Origin of the sequence: Actinocrinis sp. (genome assembly GCF_035653575.1) — a bacterium.
Classification (GTDB): domain Bacteria; phylum Actinomycetota; class Actinomycetes; order Streptomycetales; family Catenulisporaceae; genus Actinocrinis.
The window spans coordinates 1-11,819 of record NZ_DASRBQ010000094.1 but is presented as its reverse complement, the minus strand read 5'-3'; the positions used below and the strand labels follow the sequence as shown (position 1 = coordinate 11,819).

At 73.1% G+C, this 11,819-nt stretch carries 14 protein-coding genes; 8 read left to right on the top strand and 6 right to left on the bottom strand.

Annotated features, from left to right (window positions below; all coding sequences use genetic code 11):
- Positions 1–9 precede the first annotated feature (9 nt).
- The 6 genes from VFA06_RS13420 to uraD form a co-directional block, all read right to left on the bottom strand.
- Positions 10–1,416 carry an 8-oxoguanine deaminase gene (locus VFA06_RS13420; protein WP_324840863.1) on the bottom strand — a complete coding sequence of 469 codons (1,407 nt, stop codon included), beginning with the start codon at positions 1,414–1,416 and terminating at the stop codon, positions 10–12.
- Positions 1,413–1,946 carry a (2Fe-2S)-binding protein gene (locus VFA06_RS13415; protein ID WP_349260172.1) on the bottom strand — a complete coding sequence of 178 codons (534 nt, stop codon included), beginning with the start codon at positions 1,944–1,946 and terminating at the stop codon, positions 1,413–1,415. The genes VFA06_RS13420 and VFA06_RS13415 overlap by 4 nt, the downstream gene beginning before the upstream one ends.
- Positions 1,947–2,014: 68 nt before the next feature.
- Complete coding sequence (locus VFA06_RS13410; protein ID WP_324840861.1) at positions 2,015–2,890, bottom strand: FAD binding domain-containing protein; 876 nt, start codon at positions 2,888–2,890, stop codon at positions 2,015–2,017.
- 65 nt (positions 2,891–2,955) lie between these two features.
- Positions 2,956–3,906, bottom strand: coding sequence for a factor-independent urate hydroxylase (gene pucL, locus VFA06_RS13405; protein ID WP_324840860.1), 951 nt, complete (start codon positions 3,904–3,906; stop codon positions 2,956–2,958).
- A 1-nt stretch (position 3,907) separates the two neighbouring features.
- Positions 3,908–4,279 carry a hydroxyisourate hydrolase gene (gene uraH, locus VFA06_RS13400; protein ID WP_324840859.1) on the bottom strand — a complete coding sequence of 124 codons (372 nt, stop codon included), beginning with the start codon at positions 4,277–4,279 and terminating at the stop codon, positions 3,908–3,910.
- Positions 4,279–4,860 (bottom strand): 2-oxo-4-hydroxy-4-carboxy-5-ureidoimidazoline decarboxylase, encoded by a 582-nt coding sequence (gene uraD / locus VFA06_RS13395; RefSeq protein ID WP_324840858.1) that lies wholly within the window; start codon positions 4,858–4,860, stop codon positions 4,279–4,281. Before uraD ends, uraH begins: the two co-directional genes overlap by 1 nt.
- A gap of 299 nt (positions 4,861–5,159) precedes the next feature.
- Here uraD and VFA06_RS13390 point away from each other — a divergent pair, with 299 nt between their 5' ends.
- The 8 genes from VFA06_RS13390 to VFA06_RS13355 all read left to right on the top strand — a co-directional run.
- Positions 5,160–6,986 (top strand): PucR family transcriptional regulator, encoded by a 1,827-nt coding sequence (locus tag VFA06_RS13390; protein ID WP_324840857.1) that lies wholly within the window; start codon positions 5,160–5,162, stop codon positions 6,984–6,986.
- On the top strand, positions 6,983–7,606 hold the full coding sequence (locus tag VFA06_RS13385) for a nucleotidyltransferase family protein (RefSeq protein ID WP_324840855.1): 624 nt from the start codon (positions 6,983–6,985) through the stop codon (positions 7,604–7,606). The genes VFA06_RS13390 and VFA06_RS13385 overlap by 4 nt, the downstream gene beginning before the upstream one ends.
- 111 nt (positions 7,607–7,717) lie before the next feature.
- On the top strand, positions 7,718–8,422 hold the full coding sequence (locus VFA06_RS13380; protein WP_324840854.1) for an urease accessory protein UreF: 705 nt from the start codon (positions 7,718–7,720) through the stop codon (positions 8,420–8,422).
- Positions 8,412–9,122 (top strand): GTP-binding protein, encoded by a 711-nt coding sequence (locus tag VFA06_RS13375; RefSeq protein WP_324840853.1) that lies wholly within the window; start codon positions 8,412–8,414, stop codon positions 9,120–9,122. The genes VFA06_RS13380 and VFA06_RS13375 overlap by 11 nt, the downstream gene beginning before the upstream one ends.
- Positions 9,119–9,976: an urease accessory protein UreD gene (locus VFA06_RS13370; RefSeq protein WP_324840852.1), complete on the top strand. Its 858-nt coding sequence runs from the start codon at positions 9,119–9,121 to the stop codon at positions 9,974–9,976. Before VFA06_RS13375 ends, VFA06_RS13370 begins: the two co-directional genes overlap by 4 nt.
- A 116-nt stretch (positions 9,977–10,092) precedes the next feature.
- Positions 10,093–10,479 (top strand): thioredoxin, encoded by a 387-nt coding sequence (gene trxA, locus VFA06_RS13365; RefSeq protein WP_324840851.1) that lies wholly within the window; start codon positions 10,093–10,095, stop codon positions 10,477–10,479.
- Positions 10,480–10,723: 244 nt separating this feature from the next.
- Positions 10,724–11,089, top strand: a complete 366-nt coding sequence (locus VFA06_RS13360) for an STAS domain-containing protein (protein ID WP_324840850.1) — start codon at positions 10,724–10,726, stop codon at positions 11,087–11,089.
- Positions 11,090–11,150: 61 nt separating this feature from the next.
- The coding region (locus VFA06_RS13355) for a PAS domain-containing protein (protein WP_324840849.1) at positions 11,151–11,819 on the top strand (669 nt) is incomplete at its 3' end.

Sequence of the window (11,819 nt, the reverse complement as noted above, 5' to 3'; positions counted from 1 at the left end):
CCTGCTTCCTCAGCCCGCGGCCCTCATCCGGTCGCTGGCGTACCGCGCCGCGCGGGCCAGCTGTGCGGTGTCCGCGGTCAGCAACTGCGCGTCTTCCACGACGGGCCGGCCGTGCACGGTCAGCAGCTTGAGCGGGGGCGGAGAGCCGAATACGAGGGCTGCGACGGGATCGGCGATGTCGGCGTGTGGGAGCCCGTCGAGGCGCCACAGCGCGAGATCGGCGCATTTGCCGGGTTCGAGAGATCCGATCTCGTCGGCGCGGCCGAGCAGTCGCGCGCCGCCGATGGTGCCAAGACGCAGCGCCGCCCGAGCGTCGAGCGCGCTGTCCGGATCCGGCGCCCCGGCGCGCAGCCGGGAGACGTAAAGAGCCGAACGCAGCTCCTCGACGAGCATTCCGGCCTCCTGCGAGGCCGGTCCGTCGACGCCGAGTCCGACCGGCGCTCCGGCGTCGATCAGGGCCTTGACGGGGGCGTGTCCTGACCCGAGCCGGGCGTTGGAACTCGGGCAGTGCGAGACGCCGGTGCCGGTGGCGGCGAAGCGTTTGACGGCGGCGTCGGAGAGATGCACGCAGTGGGCCAGCCACACGTCGGGGCCGAGCCAGCCGAGGGATTCGGCGTATTCGGCGGGGGTGCAGCCGTGCTGCGCCGTGCAGAACTCTTCCTCGTCGGCGGTTTCGGCGAGGTGGGTGTGCAGCCGCACGCCGGTGTCGCGGGCCAGTTCCGCGGTGCGGATCATAAGTTCGCTGCTGGCTGAGAACGGAGAGCAGGGCGCGAGAGCGATGCGGGTGAGCGATCCCGGGCGCGGATCGTGGTAGCGGCCGATGGCGTCCTGGCTGGCCTCCAGGATCGCGTCGAGGTCCTCGACCACCTCGTCGGGGGGCAGTCCTCCGGCGGAGGCGCCGCGGTCCATGGACCCGCGGGTCGGATCGAAGCGCAGGCCGATTCCGCGCGCCGCGATGATCGTCGTGCCGAGCAGGTCACCGCGGCCGCGCGGGAAGAGGTAGTGGTGGTCGCTGCTGGTAGTGCACCCGGTGAGCGCCAGCCAGCCGAGCCCCGCCTGGGCCGCGGCGTATACAGCTTCTTCATCGATGCGCGCCCACCGCGGGTAAAGGTGCGTGAGCCAGTCGAAGAGGGTCGAATCCTGGGCGAGGCCGCGGAAGATCCACTGGTAGAGGTGGTGATGGGTGTTGACGAGGCCCGGGGTGAGCAGGCAGCCGGAGCCGTCGATCACGCGCGGCGCCGGTCCGCCGCCCGAGGGAGCGAGTTTCGCCTCGCGCGGCGCGGGTCCAGGGCCGACGGCTCTGATCACGCCGTGGGTCGCGATGACGTGCCCAGCGCGGTATTCAGTGTTGCCGGCGTCGACGGTCGCTATCGCGCAGCCCTCGATGATGAGCACGGGACTGGTGTTCTCGATCATTTGGCGCTCACCCGCTCGGGTGCGGCACGAAGCTCGGCGGCGGCCTGCTGCACCGCCTCGATGATCTTCTCGTATCCGGTGCAGCGGCACAGGTTGCCGGCCAGTGCTTCGCGGATCATCGCGTCGTCGAGCCGATCCGCTGGACGCACGTCGTCCGGGTTGCTCCGTGTGTTATTCAGCGTTCGATGAACGAGATCGTGTACTGCGACGACCAAGCCCGGGGTGCAGAAGCCGCACTGCACCGCGCCGCACTCGATGAACGCCCGCTGTACTGCGTCGGGCACACCCTCCTCGGCGAGACCTTCCACGGTGCGAACCTCGCGCCCCTGCGCCTGCCCGGCGGCGACGAGGCAGGAGCAGACCGTCTCACCGTCGAGATACACGGTGCAGGACCCGCATTCGCCCTGCTCGCAAGCATTCTTCGGGCCCGGCAGGTCGAAGTGCTCGCGCAGAGCGGTAAGCAGGCTGATTCCGGCGGGCACCGCGGCGGCGCTGCGGGCGCCGCCGTTGATCGTCAGGGTCAGGTCGATGCCGGGGTTCACCATGGAGGCGTTCACCGTGGCGGCGTCCAGGGTGGAGGCGTTCATTGCGGGCTCTGTCATGCCGGAACGGGTTCCCTGTCTCGGTCGGCGGCGCCGGTGGTGCGGATCCAGCGCAACGCGCGGGTGGCCAGCACGGCGAGGGCGTGGCGGCGGTACGCGGCCGTGCCGCGTACGTCGTCGATCGGGCTGGCCGCGTCGGCGACCAGTTCGCCGAACCGGCGCGCCGCCGAGACCGGCACGGTGAGGTTCGTCCAGTCCAGCGCCCCGGTCAGGAAGCGCTCCGCGGCGCGGGCGGCCAGCGGGGTCGGCCCGGCCGAGCCGATGCCGGTGCCGACCGTGCGGCGGTCCAGGTCGAGGGCGAGCGCGAACGAGCACACCGCGATCACCATCGCGTTGCGGGAGCCGACCTTCGCGAACTGCTGCGGCCCGGCCGCGGTCGGGATGAGCACGGCGCGGATCAGCTCGTCCGACGCCAGCGCCGAGCGCTTGACGCCGGTGAAGAAGCCGCCGATCGGGATGTGCCGCACGCCGCGGAAGGACTCCGCCTCGACCACGGCCCCGGTCGCCAGCAGCGCGGGATGCGCGTCGCCGGCGGGAGAGGCGGTGCCCAGGTTCCCGCCCACGGTGGCGCGGTTGCGGATCTGCGGCGAGCCGACGGTGCGCGCAGCCATCGCCAGGGCGGGCAGGCGGTCGGCCAGGTCGGAGATGATCCGCGCGTAAGGCACCGCGGCGCCGAGGTGGACCGTGCCGCCGACCACGTCCCACTCCTTCAGCTCCCTGATGCGGCCGAGGTCCAGCAGGGCGCTGGGCCGGCGCAGGTCGAAGTTCAGCTCGACCATCACGTCGGTGCCGCCCGCGATCGGCACGGCGTCCGGGCGCGCGGCCTTGGTCTCCAGGGCCTCGGCCCAGCTGGTGGGGGCGAAGAACTCCATCGGTCGCGCCGCTCCTGCCTTTCGTCTTCTCGTCGCCGTCTTCTCGATCCGAACCTTCGCCGCGGTCACTCCCAAGCGCCGGGGTCCGGCGGCATACCGGCTCGGGCGAGCGCGCCTTCGATCAGGCCGTACGGTCGGTCGGCGGCGTAGAAGACCTCGTTCTCGTTGGTCAGGCCGAACGGAGCGAGGTCGACGGCGAAGTGGTGCCGGTTAGGCAGGACGAGTCTGACCTCTGCGATCCGGTCGTCCTGCGACAGCAGCCGCTCCCCCATCGCGTAGAGGGTCTGCTGCAGGGAGAGGCTGTGCGTGTCCGCGAACGCGGTCATGAGGGCGGCGCGGGCACGCGCGTAGGACTTGTCCCAGTCGGCCTGCGGCGTCGACTCGCGCGGCTCAGTCGACTGGCTCGGCTCGGTCGATTCGCCCGGCCCAGCCGGCACGGTGTGGCGCCAGCGGGCGTCCACCGCCGTGGCCAGGACGCGATCGGTGGTTTCCGCGAGCGTGGTGTATTCGTCCTTGTAGAAGCCGTGGAACTCGGAGCCCGCAGTGTTGAGTACGACCAGGTCCTTCAGGCCGCTGACCACGGTGCTGCGGCCGTCGGCGTCGGCGTGGACGAGCGCCGTGCGCACCTCGCGGCCGCCGCGCACGAAGGAGTGCCGGCTTTCGGCGCCGGGGATGCGGTCCCACGCGTACTCTTCGACGGCGATCCGTGCGTGGCCGATGTACGGGCAGGTGCTGAGGAAGTGGCGGGTGAGCAGCAGCGCGAACTCTTCCGCGGTGGCCACGCCGTGCTGCCGGGCGAGCGCGTAGACGGCGTTCTTCTGCGCGTCGGTGGTCAGCACCTTGGCGTTGTCGCCGGTCAGGTGGGTGTCGGCCTGGTCGCCGCTGAGCGCGACGCTGACGGTGAGGTCCTTGAGCGCGTGTTCGGCTCCGTTTCTGGAGACGTGCACGATGCGCACCTCGGCCTTGCCGTAGCGCGTCTTGCCGAGGACGACAGAACTCGAGCGCTGATACAGCACGTCAGCTTCCCCGGTAGGTGGAGTAGGCGAAGGGGCTCAGCAGCAGCGGGACGTGGTAGTGCGCGGCCGCGTCGGCGATCCGGAATCCGACCGTCACCTGCGGATAGAAGAAGTCTTTGACGCCGCGGGCCGCGAAATAGCCCGCGGTGTCGAAGACCAGCCGGTACGTCCCGCACGCGCCGCCGCCGTCCGCTGCCGCCGCGACACCGAGGTCCAGGCCGGCGAACGCCTCACGCACGCGACCGTCCCGGTCGGTGCGGGTCTCGGCGAGAGTGGCCCAGCCGTGCTCGGTGGCGGCCTCGAGGCGAACGGACAGGCCGGCGGCCGGTTGTCCGAGGGCTGCGTCGAGTACGTGTGTGGACAGGCTCGCCATCACGACCAGGTCCCCTCCGCGAGGCCGAGAAGCAGCTTGTCGAGCCGCAGCCGTACGATCTGGCTCAGTTCATCGCGCACCACCGCCTGTTCGGTCGGTTCGTCGTGTTCGAGGCGGCCGAGCGCGGCGGCGAGCAGCTGCGCCGCGGTGCGTCCGGTCGCGCAGATCAGGTAGACGTGGCCGAACTTGGCCTCGTAGGCAGCGTTTGCCGCGGCGAGTTGCGCCGCGGTCCGCGTGTCGGCGTCCGCGGCTCCGGCCTGCTCGGCTCGCGACCACGTCGCCGCACGCCCGGCGCCGGCGGCTCTTTCGCCGATGCGGGGATGCGCCGCCAGCGCTTCGAGGATGTCGGACCAGTCGAGCTCGGCGAGCTGAGCTTGCGCGGCCCGATGCAGGTCCGCTTGCTCGGCGAACGGCCGGGCGGCGGTCATCGCGGCGACCCATCGCCGCGCAGCGCAGCAGGCGCCGAGGGCTTTGGCGGCGTCGCCCTCCGGCAGGCCGTTGAAGCGGGCCAGCCCGGCGCGCACGGGTGCGGGCGCGCCCACATTCGCGCCCGCACCCGACTCCCGCGCCACCACGCCCACCGGCCACTTCCGTTCACGCCCTGCGGCCGCGAGCACGCTCGTCCGCGAGCAGTCGCGCCCTCTCACACCGCCGCCGCGGCGGCCGTCCGCCGCCGCTGTTTGATCCGGTCACTTCTCGCAGACCAGTCAATCCCCCGCTGACCTCGGCATCCATGGGCCGATGGCACGAAGCGGCGAACCGCCGCGGCACGCGGGCATTGGAGGTTCCTACGAGAAGCCCAGGCGGCTAGGGTGACTGGTAAGGCCGCGACATCCAGCCGTGAGAGGCGGTCTGCCCGCGGACGAGGGGAACTGCTCGGATGCGCTTACGGGACCTGGTCGAGGCGTCGCCGCTGGGGCTGACGGCGGTCATCGGCGCGCCCGGGCTCGACCGCGAGCTCGGCTTGGTGATGGTGACCGACCTGCCCGACCCGAGCCGCTACCTGCGCGGCGGCGAGCTGGTGGTCTCCGGCCTGATGTGGCTCGCCGACCAGCGCAAGTCCGCAACCGAGCACTGCGAGCTGTTCGTCGGCGCGATCGCGAAGGCCGGCTGCGCGGGGCTGGCGGCCGGGGACACGACGGACGCGCCGCTGCCGCGCGAGCTGCTGGCCTCCTGCACCCGCTACGGGGTGCCGCTGCTGCACGTGCCCGCGAAGCTGGCGTTCGCGGACCTGACCGAGTGGATCTCCCGGCGGATCTCGGCCGAGCGGGCCGGAGACGCCGGCGAGCTGCTGGCCAGGCACCGCCGCCTGGTGACCGCAGAGGCGCAGCAGGGCATGTCCGGGATCGTGCGGCTGATCGCGCAGGAGACCGGGATGGCCTGCGGCGTGATCACCGCGGCCGGCGAGCTGGTCGCGGCGTACGACGGACAGCAGCCGAGCGCGGCGGCGCGGGCGGCGATCGCGCGCGAGGCGCTGCGGACGGCGGCCCAGCCGGAGCGGCTGGTCGAGTACCGCGGCCGGGCCTACTCGGTGTACACGGTGCCCGGCCGGCCGGGCACGCCGGTCACCGACTGGTACGCGGTGTTCGAGGGCGATTGGCGGGCGTGGCCACGGCAGCGCCGGGACGCGGCCCGGGGCGCCGCGCGGTTGATCGGCGCGGAGCGGGCCCGGCTGGCGGAAGGGCAGCGGGCGCTGCGCCGGGTCGGCCGGGAGCTGGTCACCCTGGCTGCCGCGGCCGGGCCGACGGCGGAGATAGGGGCGCGGCTGACGGTCGCCGGCCTCGATCCGGCCGCGGGACTGCGGGCGATCGCGGTGGCGGTGACGGCCGCCGTCGGTACGAACGGCGGGAACGGCGGGCCCGGCGTGGTATCCGGAGGGGTCGGCGGACCGCAGGTCGGCAGGCTGGCGCGGGTGCTGGTCGAGGCGCCCGAGGCGCAGACGCCGGTGCCGATAGCGGTCTTCGGCCCGAGCGCCGGACAGCCGGCGAACGAGCCGGAAGAGGAGGCCAAGCGCACGGCCTTGCGCGATGCGCGCTTGGCGCGGGATGACGGTGGGAGCGGCGATCCGTGGCTCGGCGCGGCGTACGCGGTGGCGCTCAGCGCGGATCCTCTCGTGCTGACGCCGCCGGCTTCCGAGGGCGAGGCAGGCGCGCGCGGTGACCCTTCCTCCGGTCCGGCCGGCTCCGGCGCGACGACCACGGCCTCCGCCCGGGCCGCGTCCGCGACGGCGGCAACTCTGCGCGCCCGGCTCACCGCCCTCTCCCCCGGTCTCGGCCGCAGCCGCGTCGCGGTCGGGCTCAGCGACCGGTTCACCCAGGCCGCGGACCTGGCCGGGGCGATCGAGGAGGCCCGGCTCGCGCTGCGGCTGGCCATGCGCCGACCCGGCCGGCTGGAGCTGACCGAGCACGACGAGCTGGCCTCGCACCTGGTGCTTCTCGCGCATGTGCCGGACGAGTTGCGGCGCGGGTATCGCGACCGGCTGCTCGGTCCGTTGCGCGCGTACGACACCAGGCACCACTCGCAGCTGGAAGAGACGCTCGACCGGTTCCTCGGCTGCTCGGCCTCGTGGAGCAGGTGCGCGCACGAGATGCACATTCACGTCAATACGCTGCGATACCGGATCGAGAAGATCAACCAACTGACGGGCCGGAATCTGGCCAGGCTCGACCACCAGGTGGACTTCTACCTCGCGCTGCGGGCGCGATGAGGACCGCGGGCGAAGGCGCCGGCGGCCGCGTCGCCGCGCTGATCCTGGCCGCCGGGGCCGGGACGCGGATGGGCGGGCCGAAGGCGCTGCTTGAGTTCCGGGGCCGGCGGCTGATCGAGCGCGCGATCGACGCGGCACGCGCCGGCGGTTGCGGGCAGGTCGTCGCGGTGCTGGGCGCGGCAGCCGAAGAGGTGCGGCAGCGCGCCGACCTTCGCGGGGCCCGGGTCGTGGTCAATCAGGGCTGGCATGAAGGCGTCGGCTCGTCGCTGCGGGCCGGACTGGCCGCGCTCGACTCAGAGTTCGATGATGCGCGGGCCGTGCCGATCGACGCGGCGCTCATCCTCCTGGTCGACCAGCCGATGGTCGGGGCGGATGCGGTAGCTGCGGTGCTCGCCGCATGGCGCGGTGGCGCGCGACTGGCCGCCGCGTCGTATGCGGGTCAGCGCGGTCATCCCGTCCTGCTCGGCCGCGAGCACTGGGCCGCGGTGGGGCGGGACGCGGTCGGCGAGGTGGGAGCGCGGGCGTTCCTCGCGGCGAACGCCGCGCAGCTCGTCCTCGTTCCCTGCGATGCTCTCGCCGATCCGCGGGACCTCGATGTTCCAGCGGACCTCAATGTGTGACGCCGCGGCTTCGCGCAACACTCCTCCCGCTTGCCGCTGCGTCATTCATCCGGCACACGCCGTCGCCGCTGTCCAACCGGTGACGCCTGATACCGATACTGTCTTCCTGCAATGAGCCTGATTCCTCTGCTGCTGCTGGCCGACAGCCGCCTGCCCGGCGGGATGCACGCGCATTCCGGCGGGCTGGAGGCGGCCGTCGCGGCGGGCCGTGTATATGACGCCGAGTCTCTGCACGCCTTCCTGCTCGGCCGCCTCACCAGCGTCGGCCTCACCTGTGCCGCGTTCGCCGCGGCGGCGGCGCTGGAGCTGAGCAGCGGGGTCGTGGTCGGCGAGGACGGGTTCCAGTCTCGTGAGGCCGCGGCGCTGGACGACGAGTACGACGCGCGCACGCCGTCGCCGCAGCAGCGGGAAACCTCGCGCGCCCTTGGCAGGCACCTGCTGCGCGCGGTGCGGGCCGGGTGGCCGAGCGTGCTACTCGACGCGGTCGCCTCACTGCATCCGGACGGCCCGCACCAGCCGATCGCCTTCGGCGCGGCCGCCGCCGTGGCAGGGCTCGATCCCGGCGCTACCTCGTCGGCGGCGGCGCTCGCGTCGATCACCGGCCCGGCGCACGCGGCGACCCGGCTGCTCGGGCTCGATCCGGACGCCGTCACCGCCGTGCTGGCCTCCCTGGCCGGGCAGGTGGAGCAGGTGGCGGCCGCCGCGGCCAAGGCGGCGCGCGGCCCGGTCGAGGAGCTTCCCGCGGTGTGCGCGCCGCTGCTGAGCATCTCCGCGGAGCACCGCCGGGCCCGGGAGGTGCGTCTCTTTGCCTCGTGAGGTTCCGCAGGGCGCGCACCAGAACCGCGGCACCGTGCGCGTCGGCGTCGGCGGACCGGTCGGCGCCGGCAAGACCACCCTCATCGCAGGACTCTGCTCCGCGCTGCGCGCCGAGCTGTCCCTGGCCGTGGTTCTCAACGACCCTGACTTGCAGACGGACACCGACTTGCTGCTGAGAAACGGCGCGCTGGAACCGGACCGGATCGCCGCGGTGTGGACCGGCTGCGCCCCGCAGGCCGCCATCCGCGACGACCTGCGGGCCAACGCCGACGCCGCCGCGGCGCTGGAGGCGCGCTTCGCTCCGGACCTGCTGCTGATCGAGAGCGGCGGCACCGATCTCGGCGCGACGTTCAGCAGGGGTCTGACCGACCGGGCGGTGTTCGTGCTCGATGTCGCGGCCGGGGACCGTACTGCGCACAAGGCGGGCCCTGGTGTCACCAACGCGGACCTGTTGGTGGTCAACAAGACGGATCTCGCCGGGGCGGTGCACGCGGACCTGGACGTGCTGCGCCGCGGCGCCGCGGCGAGAAGGGGCGAGGCCCCGACGGTGTTCGTTTCGCTCGCCGAGCACCCGGGCGCTCCCGCGGTCGCCGACTGGGTCAGGAAGCTGCTGGCCGAGCGCAGGCTCACGGCCGCGACCGCGATCGGCGCGGCCGCCGGGTCGACGACCGGTCCCGGCGGTGAGGCGGCCGGCTCGTGAGGGCATCTGCACGCATCGTCGCGCGTCGCCAGCCCGACGGCACGACCAGGCTGACCACGCTCGCCGGAGAGGCGCCGCTGCTGGTGCGGCGCGTGACCGGACGTGACGCGGGTTCCGGCTTCGGTTCCGCCTCCGGCCTCGGTCCCGGTTTCGACGGCCTGTCCGGCCCGAACCTGCTCAACGGGCACTGCGGCGGCGAGGTCGCGCCGGCCCCGGCCCGGGTGTGCCTGGTCGGCGGCTCGGCCGGTCCGCTGGGCGGCGACGCGCTGCGCTGCTCGGTCGACCTCGGTCCCGGAGCGCGGCTGGAGGTGCACGGCGTCTCCGCGTCGATCGCGCTGCCCGGCCCGAACGGGCGCGAGTCGAGCCTGGAGATCCAGGCGCGGGTCGGCGAGGGCGGCGCGCTGTACTGGTCGCCGCAGCCGCTCGTCGCCGCGCGCGGCGCGCGGCACCGCACCTTCGCCAGGGTCGAATTGGCCGCCGACGCCCGGCTCGTGTGGCGCGACGAGCTGATCCTCGGCCGCGACGGCGAGGAACCCGGTTCGGTCTCGACGCGGCTGCGGGTGGTGCGGGCCGGGCGGGTGCTGCTCGACCGCGAGGTCGCGATGGGTCCGCGCCACCCCGGCTCGCTCGGGCCGGCCGGCAGCGGCGGCCATCGCGCGGTGGGCGTGATGCTGATCGTCGATCCCGCCTGGGCCGGCGAGTCTGCGCCGCGCGCCGAGTTCGCGGGCGTCACGGCGCAGGACGACCCGGGAGTGGCCGTCGCCGCCATGCGCCTGTCCGGTCCCGGGGTGCTGATCAGCGCCGCGGCCGCGGACGGTGCGGCGCTCTCCCGCGTGCTCGACGCCGCGCTGTAGCGACGGTGCGGCACTCCTGCGCCGGGTTCTTTCGAGTCAGTCGGCGCGGTATGCGCGGGGAATGCGGCGGGCCGCCGGTATGTTGATGAGGGCAAACGCCGGACAGGGAGAGTGCGATGGCGACGGTCGAATTGACCACGGAGAACTTCGAGCAGACCGTGTCGGGCGACGGCATCACCTTGGTCGATTTCTGGGCGTCCTGGTGCGGTCCGTGCCGGATGTTCGCGCCGATCTACGACCGCGCGTCGGAGCGGCACACGGACATCACCTTCGGCAAGGTCGACACCGAGGCGCAGCCCGAGTTGGCGGGCGCGTTCAACATCTCCGCGATCCCGACGCTGATGATCGCGCGGGACGGGATCGTGGTGTACTCGCAGGCCGGGGCGCTGCCCGAGCCGGCTCTCGAGGAGCTGATCGGCAAGGCGCGCGAGCTGGACATGGACGACGTGCGCCGGCAGATCGAGGCCCAGGCCGCCGAGAACGCCCAGAACAAGGGCGCCTAAGCCAGCGCCGGGCGATAAGACCGGCACGTTCGCGGTACCGGCGGCGCGCCGCGCAAAGCGCTTGACGAGCGTTTTGCGCGGCGCGCCGCTTTTCGCGTTCGGCTTGGGCCTTGGGCCATCCGCGCGAAGTCCGTCTCCGGGTCTGTGACCGGTCGCCCATCGTCGGTACGGTGGGTGCGTAAAGCCCTGAGCAGAGGCTTCGCTTCGCGTTGGGTGGGGCCGTGAGGGCGTGGAGGTGACGCCCGTGCAGCGGTTACAGATCGCGGTGTCCTCGCAGGGCGGCTGCCAGGTGGTGGACGTCGCCGGCGAGGTGGACATGTCGACCTGCGCGCAGCTGGCCGCGGCGCTCGAGCGCGGCAGGGAACCGGGTGTGCCGCTGGTCGCCGACCTGGCGGACGTGGAGTTCTTCGACGCGAGCGGGCTGCGCGCGCTGCTCGCGGCGAACGACGGCGGCCCGAGATGGGGCTCGCCGTTGCGGGTGGTGCCGTCGCGCGCGGTGGATCTGGTCATCGAGGTATCCGGGGCGTGGCACCTGCTCGCGGTTTTCCCGGACCGCCGCCGGGCATTGGAGGGTGGACCTGCAGTGCGCAGGCCGAGCGCGGTGTCCTGACCGCTGCCGCCCGGCAGTCCTGGTCAGGTTCCCGAGGTGACAGGCGGAAGGGCCGACGGCGGTGGCGGATATCCCGGCCGGGGGCGAGGAGGAGCGGCTGGCCCGTCGGGTGGGTGACGCGGCCACGGTGCAGCAGGTCTTCGACGCTCTGCCGCTGCTGGTGATCGCGCTGGAGGGGCCGCAGCTGCGGGTGGCGGCGACCACGGCCGCCTATCGGGAGTACGTCGGACGCGAGGAGATGATCGGCGCTCCGATCAGCGAGCTGTTCGCCGAAGCCGTCGGCCAGCACGTGATGGAGATCCACGAGCGGGTTTACGCCACCGGGCGGTCCGAGGCGCTGCGCGAGTTCCGGATCCAGTTCCAGCACCCGCAGGCCGGGCTGGTGGAGATGTTCGTCGACTACGTCGACTACCCGTGGTTCGGTCCGGACGGCAGCGTGCGCGGCGTGATCGTCAGCGCGGTGGACGTCACCGAGCAGGTGCGCGAGCGGCAGACCGCCCGGGCGAAGAGCGGTGAGGCGGAGCAACGCTACGAGCAGGCGTGTGATGTCATCTACGCACTGCAGCAGGAACTGCTTCCGGTGGGGTTGCCGGTGCTGCCGACGCTGGAGGTGGCGGCGAGTTACCTGCTGGCCGACGCGGACACCGCGGCCGGCGGAGACTGGTTCGACGCGTTCACGGTGGCGGACGGCCGGGTGGCGCTCGTCGTCGGTGACGTGGTCGGGCACGGG